Here is a 23,107-nt window from a genome sequence, read left to right on the forward strand (position 1 = left end):
TCTCCTTTCTATGCTTCTTTGGTTGTGATTGAGTTTTTCATGACTTTTTTACCGTGTTGACGAACAGCTGGTACCCCAAGCGCTACGGCTAGGATTAAGGCTGAGAATAGACGGACGTCGTTTGGATTGAAGTTTAGTTCTAATACCAATAGTAATAGTAAGCGGTAAATGATTGACCCTAATACAATCGCTAATAAGCGTTTAACAAAGGTGATGTTATTCCCGATGGCTTCACCAATGACTACTGAGGCTAAACCGATAACCATTGCCCCAACCCCCATGTTGACATCTGCATAGCCGTTATTTTGCGCTAATAAACCACCTGATAAACCAACTAATCCATTGGCTACCATGAAGCCGATAATCTTTGTCCAGTCTGTATTGATCCCGTTGGCTTCACTCATCATATAGTTATCACCTGTAGCACGAATGGCTAAACCAATTTGCGTATCAAAAAACCATTTCAGTAAGGCCACGATGGCTACAACAACGATTAAACCAATAACGATAACTGCTAAAGTCTTGTCTTCAATCACTTGACGCATTTGAGTGACCAAGGTATTTTGACTTAATAATGGCAAGTTGGCTTGACCTAAAATACGTAGGTTAATAGAGTACAAACCAGTCATGGTGATGATAGATGCAATCAAAGCTGGTACTTTCAATTTCGTATGCAATAAACCAGTGATTAGTCCAGCAGCTGCCCCAATGATAAATGATAGTAAGGTGGCCATCCAAGGTTCCATGGCAAATTCAAAAATTAACCGTGATACCAAGGCTGCCCCTAAAGAAAACGACCCTTCCACTGTCATATCGGCCACATTTAGGATTCGGTAAGTTAAGTAAACCCCCATCGCCAATAATCCCCATAACAATCCTTCTGATATACTGCCTAAAATAACACTCATGTTAAAATCCTCTCTCTTCCCTTTATTCTGCCACTTGGATGCTGTCAGGATCGATGCCCAGCGCTTCCGCCATGTCTTCATTTACGTATAATTCTAATTCTTCCGCTTGCTCAATCGGCATGGTCGAAGGATCTTCACCTTCAATTACACGTGCTGCCATTTCAGCTGTTTGACGGCCCAATTCGTAGTAGTTTAATGAATAAGTCGCTAATCCACCATCTTCCACTTGGTCAATTGAGCCAGCAACAACCGGCACTTGGTATTGTTCAGAAACCGCACCAACCGTTGACGCTGCCCCTGCCATGATATTATCTGTTGGAATATATAACAATTCCGCTTCTGACATCACAGAATTCAAGGCTTGTTGTACATCATTAGTCGAGGTGACCGTACGAATGACTGGCGTTTTACCAGCCGCTACAATGGCTGCTTCAGCTTGTTCTGCTTGAATTTGCGAGTTGACCTCACCCGTATTGTAGATGATGCCAACATTTTCCGCTTCAGGTTTAATCGATATTAAGAGCTCAACTTGCTTCTCAACCGGCATCTGGTCGCTTGTTCCCGTCACATTTCGGCCCGAACCCTCTAGTGATTCCGCCAAACCTGCTGTTATAGGGTCAGTTACGGCTGTAAAAAGGAGTGGTTTCTCCTCTTCCGTCACGGCTAGTGCCTGAATCGTTGGCGTTCCAATACCTAAAACCAGCTCAGAATTCTTCAACAATTGTCCTGCCATTGGATACAAGTTGGCTTGCTGACCCTGGGCATTCATCCGGTGGTAAACCACGTCAACGCCCTCTTCATAACCCAGTTCAGTCATCCCATCAATAAAACCTTGCTCCGCATCATTTAAGGAATTGTGGTCCATAATTGACAAAATACCGATATCTAAAATGCCATTGTCTTCAGCATTCTCACAGCCAGCCACAAAAATCGCCAAACTAGCTACTAAAGCTACCAAGCCTTTCTTTAAGCTCAATCTTTTCATTATTTACTCCCCTTTACAATCAATCCAAAGAAAAAAGCACCTATCCAGATAAAATCTAAATAGGTGCTTATAGCGCTAAAATATCTAGCTATGCCACAATAGATTTTATCTCTACGTGGCCACTTGTTACGCAACAAAATGTTTAGCCATCATAGATACGGTTCAGTTGTTTACTGACGTTTGTATCTATGATCTAAAACAGATTTCATAAATACAAACTACCTAAAATAGCTAAAGTAAAAGCGATTATTCGTATGTAGGCTGTTCGTTTTCATCAATAAATCCCCTCGAATATGGCTGTCATTCATCAAGTTGCGTCTTTCAATAGCATTATCATAGATTTAATTAAAAAAATTGTCAAGCCAATTCACATAGATTTTTCATATTATTGCTTTTTTTATAAGGTCGTTACCAGTTAAGGATTCTAAACTTGCATAAACCACCCTTTTTCTTCATAATGAGAGTAAGATTAAATTTAAAGGAGACAACAATTCATGCAAAACAAACGTCCATTTACCAACCTATCAAAAATTGAAGAAATTGCTGCTGAAATCCCTACTCCATTCCATTTATACGACGAAGCCGGTATCAGAGACCGCTGTCGTCGTCTGAAAAAAGCTTTCTCTTGGAACCCTAACTTCCATGAATATTTCGCTGTTAAAGCCACCCCAAATCCACACGTATTGAAAATTATGCAGGAAGAAGGCATGGGCGTCGACTGTGCATCTTATACAGAACTTGTATTAGCCGACAAAGTTGGTTTCTCAGGCCACGATATCATGTTCTCATCTAACGTAACGCCAGCAGCTGACTTCAAAAAAGCAGCTGAACTTGGTGCGATCATTAACTTTGACGACATCACGCATATCGACTTCTTCAAAGAACACGTAGGCGAATTTCCAGAAACTGTTTGTATCCGTTACAATCCAGGTGGGACATTCGAAGTTGCGAACGGCATCATGGACAACCCTGGTGACGCCAAATACGGTATGACACCAGAACAAACCCGCCAAGCCTTCCAAAAATTAGCAGACTACGGCGTGAAAAACATCGGTATCCACTCATTCTTGGTTTCCGGTTCGACATCAAACGAATACTATCCAAAATTAGCACGTACATTATTTGAATTAGCGGTTGAATTAAAAGACCAAACTGATTTAAATATCACCTTCATCAACCTATCAGGTGGTGTTGGGGTGGCTTACAAACCAGAAGAAACACCTGCAGACATCGACATCATCGGTGACGGTGTGCGCCAAGCATACGAAGACATCATGGAACCAGCTGGATTGGGCGATGTTGCCATATTTACCGAATTAGGTCGTTGGATGTTAGCTGAAAACGGTGGTTTAGTAGCCAAAGTCCTACATGAAAAAATCACTTACAAAGACTACATAGGATTAGACGCATCTGCCTCTGACCTATTACGTCCAGCAATGTACGGTGCTTACCACCACATCTCTGTTTTAGGCAAAGAAGACGAAACTGCCGACCAAACATACGATGTAACAGGTGGTCTATGTGAAAACAACGATAAATTCGCTATCGACCGTCAATTACCCAAAACAAACATTGGCGACTACATCTGGATCCACGACGCAGGTGCCCACGGTGCCTCAATGGGTTACCAATACAACGCCAAATTACGGTCAGCAGAAGTCATGTTAAAAGAAGACGGCACATTTAAACAAATCCGTCGTCCTGAAACACCAGAAGACTACTTCGCAACTATGGACTTTAATTTCTAAAAAATATATCCAGCAAAAAGCGCCCGAACATGATGTTTGGGCGCTTTTTGCTTTATTCTTTTAGTTTGTGAACAATTAAGTCAGCCCTTTAAACTAAGCCTTCTTCAGTTAATGCTGTTTGATAGTTTACTAGGGCTAAGAATTCTTCTAATGTGATGTCATACTTAGTGATATATTGCGCAGCTTCTACACCAACATAACGGTAGTGCCATGGCTCAAAGCTATACCCCGTTACCTGCTCTTTTCCTTGTGGGTACCGTAAAATAAAGCCATAATCTTGGGCATTTTCTGCGAGCCATTGAGCTGATGGTTGGTCTGCATAAGCCTCATCTAAACTGCCACCTATCCCTGTCCATTCAGTGCCTAACCAATCAAAGGCTAGTCCAGTTGAATGTTCACTGGCTTCTGCTGGTGCAAAATAATCATTTGTTAGGTCACGCGCTTCTGATTCTGAATAGCCTTGAGCTAAGTAATCTTGAAAACCATTCTCCACATTTTGTGCTTGATAAGCAATGGTCCGGTGAGCAGAAATTGTCGACAAGGTATACCCGGCACTTGCTGCTGCATCAATCAAAGCAGTATAAGCATCTGTAATCGCTGCGTTATAGGGTTTACCTGAACTTGCATAAGCGAATTCCATCACTGGTTCGGTAAGTAATGGGTTAAGTTTATTGACTAATTGATATTGTGCTGAATCTACATCAACTTCTTTAGGTAGGTCTGTCAGCAACTCGGCTAAGGCTGCAGTTTCGTCCAGTTGCAGCGCAGCAGCTACATTTGTTGCAATATCCTTCACAGAATAAGCTTGGATATCATCTGCATAGTCGGCTGAATATTCGGCCATTTGACTGGCTTCTTCATCGGTTGTGCCGTTTGATGCAACCGGTGTGGTGATGGTTTCTGCCAACTCAGCTTTACGTGCTTCAGCCTTTTTCTCATCATCTGAAGAGGCTGCAGAGGCACTTTCTTCGGTGGTTTTTGTATCTGTGGGCTGGTTTGTGGTGGTTTCTGTTTCGGCGTTGGTCTTACTGTAGCTGATATCATAGGTAGCAAGCACTAAAATAAAGGCCAAGACGACGGCGATGTAGGCCTTGTTAAATATACTGATATTCATTTTTGGCACTTGAGTCACTCCTCATTTTTCCCATTTCTCTTTTACCTGCCTAAAAATCACAGGTCCTCTATGCTATAATAACAGAGTGAGATTTCAATTCGATTAAAAAAGAGTAAAACTAATTTTAATATACAAAATTTTTAGATGAGGATGAATGAGATGAATCGTGAAGGAATTTTAAGCGCAGAGAGAATTGTTGTGAAAATTGGGACACATTCTCTTTTGAATAGTCAAAATCAAATCAATTATAACCGGATTGACCGCCTAGCTTTGGCCCTTTCTACCTTAATTCAAGAAGGTAAGGAAGTGATTCTTGTAACCTCGGGTGCGATTGGTGTTGGTTCTGTCAAAATGGGCTTAACTAGCCGACCTACCGATATGGCATCACAGCAAGCAACTGCCGCTGTTGGACAAGTGGCTTTGATGAATTTATATAGTCGGTCATTTAACTACTACAGCCAATTTATCGGGCAAATCTTGTTAACACGGGACATTATCGACTTCCCGGATTCTTACAACAACTACAAAAATGCCATGAATGCCTTATTAGGACAAAAAATCTTACCCATTATCAATGAAAACGATGCGGTAGCAGTTGATGAAATGGACCACCAAACCCGTTTTGGTGATAACGATACCCTATCTGCCTTGGTTGCTTCCACAATGGATGCGGACTTGTTGATTTTCCTAACAGATGTAGACGGCTTTTATAATGACAATCCGAAGCGAAATCCTGATGCGGTTCGCTTTGATGTCTTGCATGAGGTGACTGACGACTTATTGGATATGGCTAAAGGCGATGTTTCTGCTTTTTCAACTGGTGGAATGGAAACGAAATTGACAGCTGCTAATGAATCTTTAAAATCTGGACAAATGACGGTAATTATGTCATCAGAAGATCCTATGCAGATTTTAGACTTAGTTAAAGGCGAATCAGTTGGGACACTTTTCTTGCCTAATTAAACGAATCTAATAGCCTTTCTCAATAGAAATGGATATAATTAATGAACACAATGAGAAAATACTCATTATTCTAATGTAATGGAGGTACGGACATGATTGATGCACAAGGTTTAGTGAATCTTGGTAAAGCTGCAAAGGTGGCTTCACGAGAATTAGGTAAATTGCCAAGCCAACAAAAAAATGCGGCTTTATTAGCAATGGCCAAGTCCTTGCGTGCCAAGCAAGCGGCTATTTTAGCGGCTAACCAGGCTGATATTGAAAATACACGAAAGGCTGGTCGACGCCCCGAAAGCTTTATTGAACGGATGACTTTAACAGAAAGTCGGATTAACGATATGGCCGCTGGTTTTGAAAAGGTGGCGAATTTACCGGATATTATCGGGCAAACGGATGAAATGTGGTTTACTGAAGATGGCATTGAGATTGGGAAGAAACGTGTACCACTTGGAGTTATTGGGATTATTTTTGAATCACGTCCAAATGTAACAGCAGACGCTAGTGCCCTAACCTTTAAAGCCGGTAATGCGGTCATTTTACGTGGGGGTAGCGAAACGATTCAATCCAACTTGGCCATTATTGAGGCCATTAAAGCTGGTTTATCTGAAGCTGGCGTAACAACAGATGCGGTCAACTTGATCGACAATCCTGACCGGGCCTTAGCGACTCAATTTATGCAAATGAACCAATACTTGGATGTCTTAATTCCACGTGGTGGTGCAGCCTTGATTCAAAATGTCGTGAAAAATGCGACTGTGCCAACAATTGAGACAGGCATCGGAAACGACCACCTGTACGTGCATGAAGCGGCTGATTTAGATAAAGCTTTAGCCATTTTGAAAAATGGCAAGCTACAGCGGGTTTCAGTATGTAATGCTTTAGAAAACCTATTAGTCGACGAAAAAGTCGCGGAAGCCTTTTTGCCACAAATCGTTGAATCCTTTAAAGCAGACAAGGTTGTAGTGCACGGAGACCAAAGAACGCGGGAAATCTTGCAAGGGAAAATCGATATCCTACCTGTCAATGAGGAAGATTATGCAACGGAATTCTTGGCTTATGAAATTGCGGTCAAGGTAACTTCTGGCTATGATGAAGCTGTTGAACATATCCAAACTTATTCATCTGCCCACACAGAAGTGATTGTAACCAAAGACTACTCGGTAGCCCGTCAATTCGTGGATGATATTGATGCTGCTGCGGTGGTTGTTAACGCCTCTTCTCGCTTTACAGATGGCGATAAATTTGGTTTTGGTGGCGAAATAGGGATTTCGACTCAGAAATTGCATGCCCGCGGACCAATGGGGATTGAAGCCTTAACGACTTATAAATATGTGATTTATGGCGATGGGCAAATCCGTCAGTAATCATCATATGATAACAGAAACGTGCGTACCGGAGATTCTTTCTGGTACGCTTTTTCGTGGTATAATGGGCGTAAATATTTTTAATAAGGAGCATTTCATGACCAAGCGCGTTTTATTTATACTGACTGGTGGGACGATTTCGGCTCAGGATTCCGACCACGGGCTTGTTGCCGGGACTATCAACCAAGAACTGACTGAAATCCTAGCATCTTCTGGGTTAGATTTTACTTATGAGGCAGTCAACCTATTGTCTATCGATTCAACCAATATGCAACCGGAAAATTGGCTGCAGATGGCCCAAGTTATCCAGGACCAATACGAGGCCTATGACGGCTTTGTTGTCGTGCACGGGACAGATACCATGGCCTACGGGGCGGCTGCTTTATCTTACCTGGTTCAAAACAGCACCAAACCAATTGTCTTTACTGGGTCACAAGTGCCCCTATCAAAAATTGGTAATGATGGCGTGAAAAATATCCTAGACGCCGTAACCTATGCCATTTCTGACCAGGCCTATGCCGTATCGATTGTATTCCACGGGGAGGTTTTACTGGGCACCCGGTCGCGCAAAGTCCGGTCTCGGTCTTACCAAGCTTTCCAAACCATCGATTTCGCCAACCGGGCAGTTGTCCGGTCACAAAGGGTTTTACCTATCTTAAATCAATCTAGTGATTTAGGGCCAGTTAAATTCTACAACCAACTGAATCCGCGCGTGGGCTTGATTAAATTAACGCCCGGCCTTCCAGCTCAAGTCATTGAAGCCTATTGTCAGTTGGTGGATGTCATCGTTATTGAAGGTTTTGGGATTGGTGGGATTCCGCAATTGACAGCTCTTGATTATGCAGGGCAAATTCGGGCAGCCGTTAACCAAGGAAAATATGTGATTTTAACCACTCAAGTACCAATGGAAGGTTCTGATTATGAGGTCTATGCAGTTGGTCAGTCAATTTTAGGGGAAAAGCATATTATTGAAACAGCGAATATCACCAGCGAAGCCCTAGTTATGAAGGCTATGTGGGCGCTTGGGAATTCGGCAGATTTTGACCATTTCAAAGCTATGATTCAAAGACCTATTGATTATGACTATCTGAAATAAAAAATAAAGCAGGTGCATCCTTTCAAGATTGTTGGGTGCACCTTTTTTATTTATTTAGGTATTTTTTGATCGATTTAGATTTATTGGTAGATTTATCCTTATTTATTTCCTTGCCTGTCTTCATAAGTGTAAGAACGAACCACGTACAATTCTTTATCGTATCCTTGTACATCATTAGGTGACGCACAAATCCCATTTTCGTCAACCTTATTTGAATATTTGCTTTGCAAATATTGTTGTAAGATCTTACAATGAAAATGATACGGCAAAAAGATAGCGGTTTTAATAGTGGTCTGTATTTTTTGAATAAAGAAAAAGAGCTGAATTGGTGATATTCAGCTCCTTGTTATTTTCTATTGCAATTGTTGATCTACACTAGTTTTTTTGGTGTACTTCTTCACTTCAGGAATGACCTTTTCACCTAGTAAATCAATGGTTCGTTTGATTTTATCTATCGGAACACCACCCATATCAATTTGGCCGATGTACCGGTCCATACCATAAACTTCATATTGATAAAGCAATTTATCAACAATCATTTCTGGACTGCCCGCCATCATCGTATCTTGAACAGATCTTGACTGCGCGAATTGCTGCTTAGGGAAAATAGAGCCATTTGAATGTAAGAATGATGATTTCACATGTGGGTAAAACTCTGCCAATGCTTCTTGACCTGTAGGGGCAATATACATAGGGCTAGCTGTTGTTAACGGATAAGTTGTTGGGTCTATACCAAGATTCGCTAGTTCTTCATGGTAAGCCTCTACAGCTGGATAAAAGGCCATCGCTGGTCCAGCTAGAGTCGTTAGGACCATCGGGATACCCGCACGCCCTGCTTTCACTGCAGAAGCTGGTGACCCACCTACACCCCGCCAAATTGGAATAAAGTGATTTTTTGGTTTAGGGAAAATTTCTGCTTGGTTTAAACGGTGGCGGAATTGCCCTTCCCAAGAGATTTTTTCACCCTTTTCAACTTGCTGGTTGATGTAATTTAATAACTCAAATTTTTCTTCGAACAATTCTTGATAGTCGCGTAATTCATAACCTAACAGCTCAAATAAACCAATTCGAGAGGCACGACCACCTACTAATTCAACCCGCCCGTCAGAAATTAAATCTAAAGTCGCAAAGTTTTCGTAAATTCGAACCGGGTCAGATGTCGATACAACAGTTGATGAAGAGGATAATTTAATCTTATTCGTCGCTTGGGCAATGGCCCCTAAAATGACTGCATGGGCTTGAGAGACAAAGTGTTCTTGATGAGATTCACCAAGGGCAAAAATATCTAAGCCCGCTTGTTCAGCGTGTTGAGCCGTTTCGATTAATTCTTGAACTCTTTTTTGTTCCCCTACCCCTTGGTTGGTATGTGGATTTGGGGCATAGTCACCTAAAGAATACAGGCCAAATTGCAAGCCTTCATTTGGTTTAAAACCAAACTTCTCTTTCATTGTTGTCATCGTTATTCTCCGTTCATTTTTGAATATATTTTTAGATAGCGCTATTATAATTTCAAATCCGAATTAACACAAGAAATCAGCTTACAATTTGTTAGTTAGGCAATTTTCTGTTAGTAAGATGATCTTCATTTTCCAATCAGACGCACAAAGATCTTATTTATTGAAATCGAACAAGTTCAAACCGGTTTCTGCTTGGTCTTTCGACCGTTCCACTTCCCCAGAAATCATATGAACAAAAATTTCTCCAGTACCTGAAATAATGGCTTCGTTTAAGTGGCCACCAACTACTGACCCATCTGCACGGCCAAACGTAGCATGTAGGTGGTTATATTGTTCGCCGTCCATCATCGACATATTGCCGTTCAATGAAGTTAGCTCTAACTCTTCACTTAATTCGTTAGGACTGTATGAACGCTCTGCCACATTGTATAGGCTGTATTTCACCTGGTCACAAGCGCCAATCCCTTGAACAGTTGCTAAAGATATTTTCTCACGCTTAGCTAATTCTGCCAAGGTAGTAATAATCTCATCACCTCTATCAAGTCGTACAACTAACACATCACCAAATCGTCTATAATCCATTCGTACATTCTCCTTTGCCGAAATTCACAAGTTATTTTACTCCTTCAATTAGGATAACACACCTAGATTCTAAAGCATTATCAAAAGCCATACCAAAAACCAATCGAAATCCCTAGCCGTCTTGACTAAACCGATTCTCAAGTACAAAAAAGAGATAGCCCCGAAAGCCTATCCCTTAGTTTGAAATCTATTATTTGCTTGTTTCGCTTTGACCATAGCCATAACCGTAGCCATAACCATAACCGTAGCCTAATTTATTGGCATCTTCACCGTTATATACGGCACCGATCACGTTGGCATTCACCACGTCCAATAAATCTTTTGTTTTGCGTACTTCGTTTTTGTTAGCAATTCCTGAACGAACAACCACAATCACGCCATCTACACGCGTTGCAACAACTTGTGCATCGGTAACAGCTAGGATCGGTGGTGTATCAAAAATAACTAAGTCAAACATTTCTTCTAATTCGCCGATTAATTCAGCCATGCGGTTTGAACCTAGTAGTTCAGATGGGTTTGGCGGAATTGGACCAGCTGCTAAAATGTAAATATTTGCATCCGCAACATAGTTTACAGTATCCATGATGCTTGCATCACGGTCTGTTAGTAAACTTGTCAAACCAACAGTTGTGTTGATATTGAATGTTTTGGCTACTGTTGGTTTACGTAAATCAGCGTCTACTAATAAGACACGCAAGCCTTGTTGCGCCATTACAGCAGCAGTATTGGCTGTAACAGTTGATTTACCTTCCCAAACACCAGATGATGTGAACATGATTGATTTAAAATCATGGTCAACCATTGAGAATTGGATATTCGTACGAATTTGACGGAAAGATTCAGAAATGACGTCATTTGGTTGCGTAACAGTAATTAAACTAGCGCCTCGGCGTTGTTCTGCATTCATCTTGTCAAAATGTTTTCTTTTATTCTTAAACAAAATTGAACCTCCTAGACACGACGACGGTTTCTAGAACCATCTTTGACTGCATTACCTTTGAAGCGCGTATTTTCAACTTTACTTTTATCCATTTGTGGAATAGTTCCTAATAAAGTCCAACCAAGCTCTTCAACGATATCACTGCTCTTAACTGAATTATCTAACATTGCATTGACTAATTGCCATACAACACCGACGATTAATCCTAATAATGCACCAATAATGATATTTAAAATGACATTTGGTGAAGTTGGCGATTGACCAGGTTCAGCTGGGGTTACAATCGAAACGTTCTCTACTTGTAATACTTGTTGTACAACTTCGGAGAAAGATACAGCAATTGCGTTGGCTAAGTTAGCAGCAACATAAGGTGATTCATTTTCTACAGAAATGGTAAATAGTAATGAATCTGAATCCATAGAAACTGTCACGTTTTCTGCTAATTCAGCGGCCGTCATACCTTCTGCTTCAGGTACATCTGCAATAGCGGGGTCAAGCACTAATGGACGGCTTACCAATGATTGGTAAGTGTTTAAAAGTGTCAAGTTCGCTTGTAATCCTGATTGAGTGATTGTATTTTCGGTAGTAGCGGTAGCAGCGTTATTCACAACAATATCAGTTGTAGATGTATATTTTGGTGTCATTAAGAAAAATGTCACTAAAGCTGCTAATACAATCCCAATAACAGTGGTTGAAATAATCTTCCAAATATTCGCAGTAAGAATATTTAGTATCTCAATTAAAGAGATCTCTTGGGTGTCGTTCATCTCGTCCTCCTCGAGCAAATATAATGCATATTATTTACTTCCTATTTGAATATAATATCATAACTATGTCAGTCTACCATACCAGTTTTTAAGTTTTCAATAAGATATTGTGGTTCCTGGTATTTTTCACTTGATTCTCATTATCCGTTTTCAGATGTTTTCGCATCACGGTGAACAAAATCAACTAACTTTTTGTTTAAGGTATCATCGTTAACCGCTGTTAAGTCTAATGATTCAACGAATTCATAAATTTCTTCAATTGGCTGACTGGTAATTTTTCCAACAAAAATCTTATCATCAACTTTTTGACCAGTTGTTTCATCAGTCAGTAGCAGTTCTTCATAAAGTTTTTCACCAGGTCGAATACCACTTTCAACAATTGGAATTTCTTTTTCAGTAAAGCCTGATAGTTTAATCATTTTCTTAGCAAGATCTAGAATTAGGACTTCTTTACCCATATCTAAGATAAACAATTCCCCACCTTCTGCTTTAGCGCCAGCTTGGATAACTAAGCGACTAGCTTCAGGAATCGTCATAAAGTAACGACGCATTCTAAAGTCTGTAACAGTTACCGGGCCACCCTCTTCAATTTGTTTCTTGAACGCAGGGATAACTGAACCACGCGAACCCAATACATTACCGAATCGTACTGCTGCAAATTTCGTATGGTTTGAAACTTTATCCATACCAGTTACTAGCATTTCAGCGATTCGTTTTGAAGCTCCCATTACGTTAGGTGGGTTGTTAGCTTTATCAGTGGATACCATAACGAAGACATCAACATTGGCATTCTTCGCTGCGGTTGCTACATTCAATGTTCCAAAGACATTGTTTTTCACTGCTTCAGTTGGGTTAGCTTCCATTAGCGGTACATGTTTATGGGCTGCTGCATGGTAAACGATATCTGGTTTGTAGGTTTGCATGATTTGTTCAATATGTTCTTTATCTTGAACGTCCGCAATGATTGGAATAATCCGGGTATTTGGTAAGTCTTTTTGAGCGAACTCTTGGTTGATCAAGTAGATTGAGTTTTCTCCGTGACCTAAAAGATAAATCGTTTTTGGTGCGAATTTAGCTACCTGACGACATATTTCAGAACCAATTGAACCACCAGCACCTGTAACTAAGATGTCTTTACCAGAGATTTGACGGAAGGCATCTGAATCGTCTAATTCCACTTCGTCACGACCTAACAAATCAGAAATTGAAATTTCTTGTGGCCCAGAAGTTGTATCCATTTGGTAACCTAATAATGTTTTTTCAACTGAAGGCATTTGACGCACATCCACGTCGTATTCAATACCCCAGTCTAAGATTTGTTCAATCTTTTCACTTGGTAGGGTTGGTGCCGTAATAATGATGTTTTGTAGATGGTATTGTTCGATAATACTTGGAATATCTTTAATGCAACCTAAGATGCTCAAGTTATCCAATTTCTTATGTAATAACTCTTTATCATCATCTACAAAGCCAACGAATCGGTAAGCTCCATCATTTTTAAATTGTTTAAGGAAAGTATTCCCACCTCGACCTGCACCTACAAGTAAAGTTGGTTCAAAGACACTTTCACCATTTGGTATGTTTTCTCTACGGTCCATTGTTAATCGCCATGTAGCTCGTGATAAAAAGGTTAGGCCTATAGCAAATACAGTTAATAAAAAAACAAAACGAATGGAAAAACTTCTATAAATGATTGCTACTGACGCTAGGGTTAAAATTGACGCAATAAAATGGGTAATCAGTAAATCTGAAGCCCCTTTAAAACTCATATAGCGAATAATTAAATTGTAGTTTTTGGTTCCTAAACTAGCTAGTATATAAGTAATGAAATAGATAATAGATAAACCTACCGTCACTGATAAGGTTAAACCAACATAAATTTCAAGTAATAGATATGCGACAAAACCAGCGACTAATATCGATACAAAATCAGCAATCGCTAGTATCGAATATTTTTGGTATTTAGAAAAATTCATTTGCGCGTTACGCTCCCAACTTGTGCTTTTCTTTTTCCTGATCAATTGATTTCAAACTATAATCCAACAAACTAAAACAAACCAAAGAATTTCTTCTTACGTTTTGGTTGGTCTAAAACAAAATTGGTGATCATTGGATCCCCATTCACCAAACTTTTCGCATTGGCTTTAAAATCAAATACAATACGAGTCCCATACTCAGCCTGCATTTTATTGAAAGCCGCCTCCATATTAAAGCCCCTAGGTCCATGTGGACGGTGGGCATCTGAAGCGAGCATATGGACAAGATTGTCTTCAATCAACAAACGACTCGTTTCTTCAACACCTGAACCAAACTCCCCTAAATATGAAGCTGCTGTTAACTGTGCATAGCACCCCATCTCCACAAAACGATTTAATATTTCTGGTTTTTCAATAATCTTTTGATTTCGTTCCGGATGAACGATGATCGGACGGATATTTCGTGACAATAAATCAAAGAATACTTGTTCCGCATAATGCGGTACTTCATGACTTGGAAATTCAATTAAAACATAATGGCCATCTAAATCTGTAAATAAAATTTCACCTTGGTCAATGTGGTCTAACAACTCACCGTGGAGTCTGATTTCTTGACCAGGGAATACAACTAAATCAATGCCTCTGCGGTCAAGTTCTACTTGCAGTTGCCCAACAGCTTCTTCAATCTTGCTACGTTCATTAACAAACTCTGAATTACGGTGGTGGGGTGTGGCTAAGATATGGGTAATCCCTTCTTGAACAGCGACATTCGCCATCTCTATTGCCATTTCAATATCTTTAGCGCCATCATCCACGCCTGGTAATATATGATTATGGATATCTATCATTACATTCCCTCCTTTTCATTTAGTGAATGAAGTATTGTGATCACTACATACCTAAAAAAGATTCAGGATATATGAATCTTTTTGTAATTAGGGCAATTTTCATTTCTACAATATACTATATGTAAACAATTTATATGTAAAAAATTGGTGAAGTCACCTTACAATTTCACAATAATCATTCATTTTTCACTACTATATACTCTACCGCTTTTCAACCAATTTTAAAATATCATTTTCATCATATACCAATTTTATATCCATCAATGTAGATGACCCAATCAATTCTTTGAGGAAAATACGGTCGCCTTCCCAAAGGGTTAAGTCAAAAATCTTATCCTTGTCTACCCAAGCTAGGTCCCCTTCTCTGGTTTGTCCGACCTCGTTATTTTCTAATTGACCCGTATATAAGAAAATATACATAGGTTCTTGGTCAGCATAGATAAAAGTGACTATCCCCCGGAAAACGGCTGCTTTTAATTTTTGGCCAGCTTCTTCTTTAACTTCTCTTTCCAAGCATTCCATAGGTGATTCACCGTGTTCAAATTTGCCGCCGATACCAATCCATTTCCCATGGTTGACGTCGTTGGCTTTTTTCGTCCGGTGGAGCATCAAGTATTGATCCAAGTCATTTTCCAAGTAAATAAGTGTTGATAACATATAGCCTCCACTTAGTCTAAGTCAGCGTCTACTAGTATCCCCATACCCAATGCACCCTTACCGCCGTGAACCCCTAAAACGGGTGTTAAATATCGGATAATGATGTCTTCATTTGGATAGTTTTCTAGGAAAAAGTCTCTGAATTCAATGGCTTTATCATAGGCATCACCGTGGGCAAAGCCTAAATGCAGACGGTCACCAAATTGCGCACGCGCTTCTTCATAGATACGCAACCAAGATTTTTTAATTTTTCCTTCAGTACGGATCTTCTCAAAAACATCTACTGTCCCGTCATCTTCAAATCGTAGGATAGGATAGATTTTTAATACAGACCCGATAAAGGCTGAGGCTGCCTTGGCCCGGCCACCTTTGACCAAGTTGTTTAAATCTTCAATAAAGACATAAATTTCTGAATCTTGAATCATTTGGTTCATAGCTGGAATAATTTGTTCAGCCTTATAGCCTGATTCAATCAAACGAATCAATTCTTTCACTTCGTGGGCAATGATAATAGATACAGCCTTGGTATCGATTAAGTGGACATTGATTCGATCTTGATATTCTTGCATGACCATACGGGCTGTTTGGAAGGTCCCACTCAGTTTGCTAGACATAAAGACCCCATAAACCTCGTCGTAACCCTTGGCTACTAGTTGATCCATAATTCGGTAATAGTCCGCTGGTTCGGGTTGAGATGAGGTTGGCAATTCGGCTACACTCACCATTTTGTGGTAAAAGTGTTTCAAACTCATTTCGTTAGTGGTATCATCCATCACTTCGCCATCTTTAAAAGCAATCTTTAAAGTTACCTCGTACACATCGGGATGGTTTTTTAATTCGTCAGGCAAACTGGATGTACTATCTACAATGATTGCTGAGCGCATAATATTTTCCTCCTTGTAACACTTGGTGTCCTGTGTTGATTTACAGTATATTATAACAAAAAAAATGCGATAAATCGCATTTTTCTCCCGTTTTACAATTCGGCATCTACCACTAAAAAGATTCCAATCGAACCGTTCCCTACATGGGTCCCTACAACCGGCGTTAATGCAGAGACAGTTACTTGTGACATATCCATATCATCTGACATATTGGCAACAAGTTCTAAGGCGCGTTCTGAAGCGTTTGAGTGGGCTACAGATACATGTAACCGGTGACCATATTTAGCGTGGGCAGTCTCGTAAATTCCTTTGAATTTTTCTTTCATTTTACGGTCAGTACGGATTTTATCAATCACTTCTAGCACACCCGTTTGGTCAATTTTAATTAAAGGTGTGATTTTTAATAGGTTACCAAAGAAGGCACCGGCAGCTGATAACCGGCCTCCTTTTACTAGTTATCCAATGATCCTACCATAATATAAGTTTCTGTCTCATCTGCTACCTTTTTTAAAGCTGGGACGATTTTTTCCGCCTCCTAGCCTGCTTCTAGTAAACGTAAGCATTCGCGAACAAGGTGTTGCGATACCCCTGAAGTCGATTTAGCATCGATAATATGGGTCGTTACTTGGTCAGTAAATTCACGTGACACAGCTTCTAATGACGATTTAGTCCCACTTAATTGACCTGAAATGACCACGCCATACACTTCATCGTAGCCCGCTTTGACGATTTCTTCATATACGTCATAGATTTGGCCGTTTGTCGGTTGTGATGTTGTAGGCAGTACTGTCATTGTTTCTATTTGATTGTAGTAGTCGGAAATCACTTGGGGATCACTAGAATCTTCACGGACTTCCCCGTCTGGAAAAATAACGCTCAGTTTTAGTTTGGAATACATTTTCCAAGTTGCTAAGGTCTTCTGGTAAAGTTGCTGTTGAGTCAACGATAATTGCTGTTTTCATATATATGAGTCTCCTTAAAAATACATCATTGTACTAAAAATGGTGTCGACATAGTTTACCATGACCGCGAGTCAAAAAAAAGGGCAAGTTTTAACACTTACCCCTTTTCCTAGTTCCCATAACTAGATTGTTCGTAAAGTTTCATTAGTCATTGCAGCGCGCTTCAAGTTCAGTAGTATTTTTATTACAGATGATAGGCATTTAAAGGACACTGTTATCAAGGCACTAGAAGAAAATATACATTTACTATATTTTTGTTGGCATACGTAACAGTTAATATATGCAATAAAAAATAGCCTCTATAAAGTTTCTAAACGATAGTTGAATGTTGCAAACAAAAAACACCCCACTTCAAATCAAGAAGTAGAGGTGTTATCGATTCGTTTAACTCGCTATTTTATCTTTTTCAGTAAGGATAATACCTATAACAAGCCCAAGAAGTGCTGGGACTAGCCAGCCGAATCCGTAGGCGTAGAATGGTAAGACTGCTTGGGCGAAATGACCGATTGCGTCTCCACCAATTAGATTGAAAATACCCTCTGGTAATGTTTTGATGAAGTCAAACAAGGCAGCAACCATAGTAAAGCCAGTTACCCAGCGGTAGACATGCTTACTGGTGTAGACGGGTTCACATAGGGCTAAAATCACAAGTGAGATTGCCAGTGGATATAGGAACATTAATACCGGCGTTGATAAGCCGATTATCGTTGTTAAACCAACGTTTGAAACGACAAATGATAAGACCGCAAATAAAATTGTCCATTGTGCTAATGATAATTTATTTGGGAATAGCTCTTCAAATGTTTCTGCACAGGCTACGATTAATCCAATAGCTGTTTTCAAACAAGCAAATACCATCACAATGGCTAACAAGATTGAACCAGCTGTACCAAAGTAGTGTTGGGTGATCAATGAAAGCGCGACGCCCCCATTTTCCTGAACATCAATAAAGCCACGACTTTGTGTGCCTAAGATGGCTAAACTGAAGTAAATTAAGCCCATTAATATAGCAGTTAACAAACCGGATTTAACGGTTGAATTAGCTAAGGCTTTAGGTTCGTTGATCCCTAATTTGCGGATTGACCGGATAATGATAATCCCAAATGCCAAGGCCGCCAAGACATCCATGGTGTTATACCCTTCTAGGAACCCTTGGAAAAAGGCTTGGTTTGTATAGTTGCCAATCGCGTCAACTTCAGCCACACTCGTTTCTGGCATAGTAAATGCACGAACAAAAATGACAGCTAGGAAAACTAAGAAGACGGGGTTTAAGAACTTACCAATATAATCCATGATATTAGACGGTCGAAGAGATAAAGCTAAGGCTACCCCGAAAAATAAGGCTGAATAAATCAATAAAGCGACAGGTGACCCAGCAAAACTTGTTGTCGCAAAACCCACTTCAAAAGATACAGATGCCGTCCTTGGACTAGCGAAGAATGGGCCTATAGTTAAATACAGTGCTACCGTAAAAAAGTATGCATATTTTCTAGAAATCTTACTTGCTAAATGAAAGACACCTTCTGAGTGTGTCATCCCCATAGCAGCTACTGCTAGTAAAGGTAGCCCAGTTGCAGTAATAATAAAGCCTAGACTTGCTTGCCAAACATGGTCACCGGCCATTTGTCCCATCAAGACAGGGAAGATGATATTACCGGCACCAAAAAATAAGCCAAACAAGGTCGAAGCCACCACAATGAGTTCACGCATTGTCAATTGTCTCTTCAAATTTGGTTTCATAAGTGTAACTCCTTTTCGTATTCAACAAAAATACCATATCCTAACATAAAACAACATTACATTAAGATAAAATTTAGGGAATTTTAACCCTATCCTCTTTTGATTTACAAATATCTCGTAGGATTTTCTTATAAAATATAGGAATATGCTATAATTTATAGCGTTAACAGGATGGGGAAAGTAGACGCAATAATCAAATATATTTCAATATCCTTTCGTCCCTACAACAAATTTTTTAACAACATTTAAGGAGAACACTATGCAAATCGCGATTGTAGGATTAGGTGTAGCTGGAAATGGCACCCTAAAAGCCCTAATTGATTTTAAAAACCAACATCCAAAGCAGTCCTTAACAATTGATATTTATGATGAATCTACGTCCTTAGGCAGTGGTTTCCCCTATCAAGAGGACGACCATAAGTTAGTAATGAATTCATATGCGAAAGATTTGTCTATCGAAGCAGATAATCCTAATGATTTATTAGACTGGTTGTCATACCACCATAAAGAATACTGTAATCCAGGAGCCTTTATCCCCCGTGCAATGTACGGTGATTATCTAAAAGATCGTATGAAACATTATTTAGACAATGACCACGTTCATATCCATTACCAACGTATTCAAGACATCCAAGTTGTAGATCAAGCAGGTAGTCATATTACAGGCAGCCAGGAAAAGAATTACCACTATCAATTACAAACAGCTGATGGTCATTGGCAGAACACCATCTATAACGTCGTTTTCTTAAATATTGGGCATCCACCTTATGCAGATCGCTATCACTTAATGGGGCACAGTGGATATATCCATGATCCGTACCCCGTAAATGAGAAACTTGCCGCTATTCATCCAAATAAAAAGATTGGCATCATTGGGTCCGGCTTAACTGGTCTAGATGTTATGCGTTACTTGCAATATCACTATGCTGGGCAACTCGCTCGTTCAATTACCTTCTTTACACGATCTACACCATTCTCCTCTGTTAAACAAGGGCCATATGATGGTTATATTCAGGCTACTTTTAATATGGATTGGATTAAAAATCAGCAGTCAGCCCATAATGGTTATATTCCACTAGATAATATATTGGAAACTTTTATGGGAGATATGGCAGTTAATCATGTAGATGTTAAACGCGTAATTGACCGATATAGTAGTGGCTCTATCACGCAGATTCGTCAAGAATTAGCCCACTACGATCGCGATTTACATATATTCCAAATTTATGCAGGTATTGTCACCCCTTATTTACCTTATATATACATGGGCATGTCGGTACTGGACCGCAATAGATACAAGCAAGAATATATGCCTATTTTTGAACATTTCAGAAGCCAAATGATACATGAAGCCCTAGAGGATATTATGCGGTGGTATGATGAGGGAAAAGTGACCTTCCAAAGTAAACTGGCGGATATCAAACCGCATAGTGACGGTGGGTTTGAACTGATTTTTGAGAACGGTTCAAGCAAGCATGTGGATATTCTAGTGAATGCAGCTGGATTTGAAAGTCAATTACTGCCGGCAACACAGCAAGATATATTCATAAAAAACATGGTTGATCGTGACTTATTTACCCCTGCCTTAGACGGTGGTGTGCTTATAACCTGGCCTCAAGGACAAGTCATTTCTCAACGGTATGGAACGCTCGACAACCTCTTCTTATCAGGGCGTTGGATTATGACTACACAATACGGAAACAACAATGCAAAAATGTCTTTTGCCTTTGGACAACAAGTCGCAAAACAATTTCTAGATTGGCAAGTAAAAGCGTATAAATAAATAAAGAGTCTGACTTGATCGCAATGAATCTTAATCAAGTCAGACTCTTTATTTTATACTGCTAATTGATTGGACCCATCGCTATAATCAATCTCAATCCCTGGTTGAACATTTGGGATATAGACATGAAACTGCAATTCTCCATCATCCTCAATGGAATAGGCCTCCATGAAAATCCCGCGCGCCAGGAGTTCATCCCCCATGAATAAAGGGGTAATCCGATAGCGGACATGATTTTCACTATCTTCCACGTAGGCAGCCACATAGTTTTCAAAAGGAAGCATACCTTCCACATTGAAATACCTAGTCCCAGTCATCAAGTTCAGCAAATTATCCTGCTGACCAGTCAACTGAAAACCAATCAAATGACTTCGGTTATACAACCAGCCAGCCGATACAATATCATACCGGTTTTGTTGCCAACCAGTTGGGGTAATTGCGGTCAAAGCTTCTCGTTGTTCCGATTCAGCCGGCATCAAATCCGCCCCTAACAAGGCATTGGCTTCAGACACCCGACCCAAATCATCCAAAGGGCTATACCGCTCCCAGGCTTCTTCAACATCCGTCAAATCCGCATCCGAAAAAATCGGCACATTGTCATTTACTTCAACATAAGCCTGCCCGCCCGGCACACTAGGTGGGTTTTGGTGGTAGAGCTGACCTAAATCCTCAGCCTCTTCCAGCGAAGGTGCCCCTTGTTGGCTTTCAGACGCCGAGTCACCACTTGATTCTGATTCAGATGAAGAACTTGCCCCATTCCCACTACTATCTTCTATAGAAGAAGATGCTTGATCGTTCTTATTCCCTTCATCAGCCTGACGCACCCGCGACGACTCAGACGCTAATTGATGGTCCTCCAATATCTCCTGGTAAATCGACGACGTCCGGGATACCTCTTTGGCCACCTCAACTGGCTCAGCTAACCGCTCTTCCGCCATCCGGTTACCAACCCATAGAAATAGGATTAATCCCGCCAGAACCAGCATGGCAAATAACCGCTTATCCTTAGGACCATTTTGATTTCTACCAACCACCAACAACACCTCCCTCTCACTAAATATCTGCCTTTTATCATACCATATTTCCATTTTTTCTGGGCAAAAGGACCAGCACTTTCATGGCTGACAAGCCAATTTATCCGAATTTTTCGTCAAGAAAAGGACTGTAGCTTTTAGCCACAGCCCCTGTAAAATTTTATGATTAACGATGGTTATAGTATCGGGCTTAAAATTAGTCACCGTTGTAAATAGTTGGTACGATCATGTAATCCACCGTACGTAAAGCTCCTAGGTCACGACCACCAGCATATGAAATACTCGATTGTAAATCTTCTTCCATTTCGCGCATGGTATGCCATAAGCTACCACGGCTTTCAATCAACATTTTTTTACCTTCAACGTTTTTGTAGATCCCTTTTTGGAATTGAGATGCTGAACCAAAATATTCTTTGTAAGTTACACCATCTTCCTCTACAGTTTCACCTGGTGATTCAACGTGGGCAGCTAGTAGTGAACCAATCATTACCATAGATGCACCGAATCTTACAGATTTTGCGATATCCCCATTTGTACGAATACCACCATCAGCAATAATTGGTTTACGTGCTGCTTTAGCACATAATTTAATCGCTTGTAATTGCCAACCAGCAGTACCAAAACCAGTTTTGATTTTAGTGATACATACACGACCAGGTCCAACCCCTACTTTAGTCGCGTCAGCACCGGCGTTTTCTAAATCACGCACTGCTTCAGGTGTTGCCACGTTACCAGCAATCACAAATGTCTCTGGAATTTGTTCTTTAATGTATTTAATCATATCGATAACAGTCTCAGAATGACCGTGAGCGATATCAATTGTAATGTAGTCTACGCGTTCACCACTTGCTTTGATTTCATCGATGAAAGTATATTCTTCTGGTTTTACACCAACAGAAATTGACGCAAATAAACCTTCAGCATTCATATGCTTGATAAATGGCATACGTTTTTCTGGTTCAAAACGGTGCATAATATAGAAGTAACCTTTGCGGGCCAATTCTTCAGCTAACGCTTCATTTAATACAGTTTGCATGTTTGCTGGCACAACTGGTATTTTAAATTCACGACCTCCAAATTCAATTGAAGTGTCTGCCTGGCTACGGCTTGTAATCACACATTTAGCAGGTATTAATTGGACTTGTTCATAATCAAAAGTTTCCACGAATTCAACTCGCCTTTCTCTCTATCAATATCTTCAACAACAAAAGGTGTCCGTAAACACCAATTCGTATTCTACAGACTAACTTTCTGAATTGCAAGTTTTATTTATTCAATTTTTTAGCAATTTGTAAAATTTTA

At 40.1% G+C, this 23,107-nt stretch carries 20 protein-coding genes and 1 pseudogene; 5 read left to right on the forward strand and 16 right to left on the reverse strand.

From position 1 onward, the window contains the following. Nucleotides 1–8: 8 nt before the first annotated feature. Both AWM76_RS07955 and AWM76_RS07960 read right to left on the reverse strand, forming a co-directional pair. Entirely contained in the window at nucleotides 9–908 is a 900-nt protein-coding gene (locus AWM76_RS07955) for an ABC transporter permease (protein WP_003142998.1), read from the reverse strand. 22 nt (nucleotides 909–930) lie between these two features. Then, entirely contained in the window at nucleotides 931–1,893 is a 963-nt protein-coding gene (locus AWM76_RS07960) for an ABC transporter substrate-binding protein (protein WP_003142999.1), read from the reverse strand. 494 nt (nucleotides 1,894–2,387) lie between these two features. On the opposite strand from AWM76_RS07960, the gene AWM76_RS07965 reads away from it, so the two are divergent. Further along, nucleotides 2,388–3,641: a diaminopimelate decarboxylase family protein gene (locus AWM76_RS07965; RefSeq protein ID WP_003143000.1), complete on the forward strand. Its 1,254-nt coding sequence runs from the start codon at nucleotides 2,388–2,390 to the stop codon at nucleotides 3,639–3,641. 88 nt (nucleotides 3,642–3,729) lie between these two features. Here the strand turns inward: AWM76_RS07965 and AWM76_RS07970 are convergent, their stop codons facing one another. Continuing rightward, nucleotides 3,730–4,755, reverse strand: a complete 1,026-nt coding sequence (locus AWM76_RS07970) for a M15 family metallopeptidase (RefSeq protein ID WP_003143002.1) — start codon at nucleotides 4,753–4,755, stop codon at nucleotides 3,730–3,732. A 159-nt stretch (nucleotides 4,756–4,914) separates the two neighbouring features. Between AWM76_RS07970 and proB the strand changes: the two genes are divergently transcribed. The 3 genes from proB (at nucleotide 4,915) to AWM76_RS07985 (ending at nucleotide 8,175) form a co-directional block, all read left to right on the forward strand. Further along, nucleotides 4,915–5,718, forward strand: a complete 804-nt coding sequence (gene proB, locus AWM76_RS07975; RefSeq protein ID WP_039935880.1) for a glutamate 5-kinase — start codon at nucleotides 4,915–4,917, stop codon at nucleotides 5,716–5,718. Nucleotides 5,719–5,810: 92 nt separating this feature from the next. After that, nucleotides 5,811–7,079 carry a glutamate-5-semialdehyde dehydrogenase gene (locus AWM76_RS07980; protein WP_003143005.1) on the forward strand — a complete coding sequence of 423 codons (1,269 nt, stop codon included), beginning with the start codon at nucleotides 5,811–5,813 and terminating at the stop codon, nucleotides 7,077–7,079. 97 nt (nucleotides 7,080–7,176) lie between these two features. Continuing rightward, nucleotides 7,177–8,175: an asparaginase gene (locus AWM76_RS07985; protein WP_039935881.1), complete on the forward strand. Its 999-nt coding sequence runs from the start codon at nucleotides 7,177–7,179 to the stop codon at nucleotides 8,173–8,175. A gap of 353 nt (nucleotides 8,176–8,528) precedes the next feature. Here the strand turns inward: AWM76_RS07985 and AWM76_RS07990 are convergent, their stop codons facing one another. The 11 genes and pseudogenes from AWM76_RS07990 to brnQ form a co-directional block, all read right to left on the reverse strand. Beyond that, entirely contained in the window at nucleotides 8,529–9,632 is a 1,104-nt protein-coding gene (locus AWM76_RS07990) for an LLM class flavin-dependent oxidoreductase (protein WP_003143009.1), read from the reverse strand. Between the two features lie 153 nt (nucleotides 9,633–9,785). Further along, nucleotides 9,786–10,214 carry a PPC domain-containing DNA-binding protein gene (locus AWM76_RS07995; RefSeq protein ID WP_003143011.1) on the reverse strand — a complete coding sequence of 143 codons (429 nt, stop codon included), beginning with the start codon at nucleotides 10,212–10,214 and terminating at the stop codon, nucleotides 9,786–9,788. A 190-nt stretch (nucleotides 10,215–10,404) separates the two neighbouring features. Further along, on the reverse strand, nucleotides 10,405–11,154 hold the full coding sequence (locus AWM76_RS08000) for a CpsD/CapB family tyrosine-protein kinase (RefSeq protein ID WP_003143012.1): 750 nt from the start codon (nucleotides 11,152–11,154) through the stop codon (nucleotides 10,405–10,407). An 11-nt stretch (nucleotides 11,155–11,165) separates the two neighbouring features. Beyond that, entirely contained in the window at nucleotides 11,166–11,921 is a 756-nt protein-coding gene (locus AWM76_RS08005) for a YveK family protein (protein WP_039935882.1), read from the reverse strand. Between the two features lie 140 nt (nucleotides 11,922–12,061). After that, nucleotides 12,062–13,897, reverse strand: a complete 1,836-nt coding sequence (locus tag AWM76_RS08010) for a polysaccharide biosynthesis protein (RefSeq protein ID WP_003143016.1) — start codon at nucleotides 13,895–13,897, stop codon at nucleotides 12,062–12,064. Nucleotides 13,898–13,968: 71 nt separating this feature from the next. Beyond that, on the reverse strand, nucleotides 13,969–14,745 hold the full coding sequence (locus AWM76_RS08015; RefSeq protein WP_003143018.1) for a tyrosine-protein phosphatase: 777 nt from the start codon (nucleotides 14,743–14,745) through the stop codon (nucleotides 13,969–13,971). Nucleotides 14,746–14,946: 201 nt separating this feature from the next. Further along, the gene (locus AWM76_RS08020; protein WP_003143019.1) at nucleotides 14,947–15,402 is read right to left on the reverse strand and encodes an NUDIX hydrolase; all 456 of its coding nucleotides are present in this window, start codon (nucleotides 15,400–15,402) and stop codon (nucleotides 14,947–14,949) included. A gap of 11 nt (nucleotides 15,403–15,413) precedes the next feature. Beyond that, nucleotides 15,414–16,286 carry a DegV family protein gene (locus AWM76_RS08025; RefSeq protein WP_003143021.1) on the reverse strand — a complete coding sequence of 291 codons (873 nt, stop codon included), beginning with the start codon at nucleotides 16,284–16,286 and terminating at the stop codon, nucleotides 15,414–15,416. Between the two features lie 92 nt (nucleotides 16,287–16,378). Beyond that, nucleotides 16,379–16,729: pseudogene (locus AWM76_RS11080) on the reverse strand (DegV family protein); the annotation flags it as partial. Between the two features lie 92 nt (nucleotides 16,730–16,821). Next, nucleotides 16,822–17,229, reverse strand: coding sequence for a DegV family protein (locus AWM76_RS11085; RefSeq protein WP_003143023.1), 408 nt, complete (start codon nucleotides 17,227–17,229; stop codon nucleotides 16,822–16,824). Between the two features lie 403 nt (nucleotides 17,230–17,632). After that, on the reverse strand, nucleotides 17,633–18,988 hold the full coding sequence (gene brnQ, locus AWM76_RS08040) for a branched-chain amino acid transport system II carrier protein (protein WP_003143024.1): 1,356 nt from the start codon (nucleotides 18,986–18,988) through the stop codon (nucleotides 17,633–17,635). Between the two features lie 259 nt (nucleotides 18,989–19,247). Here brnQ and AWM76_RS08045 point away from each other — a divergent pair, with 259 nt between their 5' ends. After that, nucleotides 19,248–20,771, forward strand: a complete 1,524-nt coding sequence (locus tag AWM76_RS08045) for an FAD/NAD(P)-binding protein (RefSeq protein WP_003143025.1) — start codon at nucleotides 19,248–19,250, stop codon at nucleotides 20,769–20,771. A 53-nt stretch (nucleotides 20,772–20,824) separates the two neighbouring features. Here AWM76_RS08045 and AWM76_RS08050 read toward each other — a convergent pair whose 3' ends face one another. Both AWM76_RS08050 and AWM76_RS08055 read right to left on the reverse strand, forming a co-directional pair. After that, nucleotides 20,825–21,805, reverse strand: a complete 981-nt coding sequence (locus tag AWM76_RS08050) for a DNA/RNA non-specific endonuclease (protein WP_039935883.1) — start codon at nucleotides 21,803–21,805, stop codon at nucleotides 20,825–20,827. A 196-nt stretch (nucleotides 21,806–22,001) separates the two neighbouring features. Further along, nucleotides 22,002–22,970 carry a GMP reductase gene (locus AWM76_RS08055; protein ID WP_003143027.1) on the reverse strand — a complete coding sequence of 323 codons (969 nt, stop codon included), beginning with the start codon at nucleotides 22,968–22,970 and terminating at the stop codon, nucleotides 22,002–22,004. Between the last annotated feature and the right edge of the window lie 137 nt (nucleotides 22,971–23,107).

It is taken from the genome of Aerococcus viridans, assembly GCF_001543285.1.
GTDB lineage: Bacteria > Bacillota > Bacilli > Lactobacillales > Aerococcaceae > Aerococcus > Aerococcus viridans.

Coding starts and splice junctions, on each gene's coding strand:
- AWM76_RS07955 (WP_003142998.1), bottom strand. CDS start 908: ATGAGTGTTATTTTAGGCAGTATATCAGAAGGATTGTTATGGGGATTA.
- AWM76_RS07960 (WP_003142999.1), bottom strand. CDS start 1,893: ATGAAAAGATTGAGCTTAAAGAAAGGCTTGGTAGCTTTAGTAGCTAGT.
- AWM76_RS07965 (WP_003143000.1), top strand. CDS start 2,388: ATGCAAAACAAACGTCCATTTACCAACCTATCAAAAATTGAAGAAATT.
- AWM76_RS07970 (WP_003143002.1), bottom strand. CDS start 4,755: ATGAATATCAGTATATTTAACAAGGCCTACATCGCCGTCGTCTTGGCC.
- proB (WP_039935880.1), top strand. CDS start 4,915: ATGAATCGTGAAGGAATTTTAAGCGCAGAGAGAATTGTTGTGAAAATT.
- AWM76_RS07980 (WP_003143005.1), top strand. CDS start 5,811: ATGATTGATGCACAAGGTTTAGTGAATCTTGGTAAAGCTGCAAAGGTG.
- AWM76_RS07985 (WP_039935881.1), top strand. CDS start 7,177: ATGACCAAGCGCGTTTTATTTATACTGACTGGTGGGACGATTTCGGCT.
- AWM76_RS07990 (WP_003143009.1), bottom strand. CDS start 9,632: ATGACAACAATGAAAGAGAAGTTTGGTTTTAAACCAAATGAAGGCTTG.
- AWM76_RS07995 (WP_003143011.1), bottom strand. CDS start 10,214: ATGGATTATAGACGATTTGGTGATGTGTTAGTTGTACGACTTGATAGA.
- AWM76_RS08005 (WP_039935882.1), bottom strand. CDS start 11,921: ATGAACGACACCCAAGAGATCTCTTTAATTGAGATACTAAATATTCTT.
- AWM76_RS08010 (WP_003143016.1), bottom strand. CDS start 13,897: ATGAATTTTTCTAAATACCAAAAATATTCGATACTAGCGATTGCTGAT.
- AWM76_RS08015 (WP_003143018.1), bottom strand. CDS start 14,745: ATGATAGATATCCATAATCATATATTACCAGGCGTGGATGATGGCGCT.
- AWM76_RS08020 (WP_003143019.1), bottom strand. CDS start 15,402: ATGTTATCAACACTTATTTACTTGGAAAATGACTTGGATCAATACTTG.
- AWM76_RS08025 (WP_003143021.1), bottom strand. CDS start 16,286: ATGCGCTCAGCAATCATTGTAGATAGTACATCCAGTTTGCCTGACGAA.
- brnQ (WP_003143024.1), bottom strand. CDS start 18,988: ATGAAACCAAATTTGAAGAGACAATTGACAATGCGTGAACTCATTGTG.
- AWM76_RS08045 (WP_003143025.1), top strand. CDS start 19,248: ATGCAAATCGCGATTGTAGGATTAGGTGTAGCTGGAAATGGCACCCTA.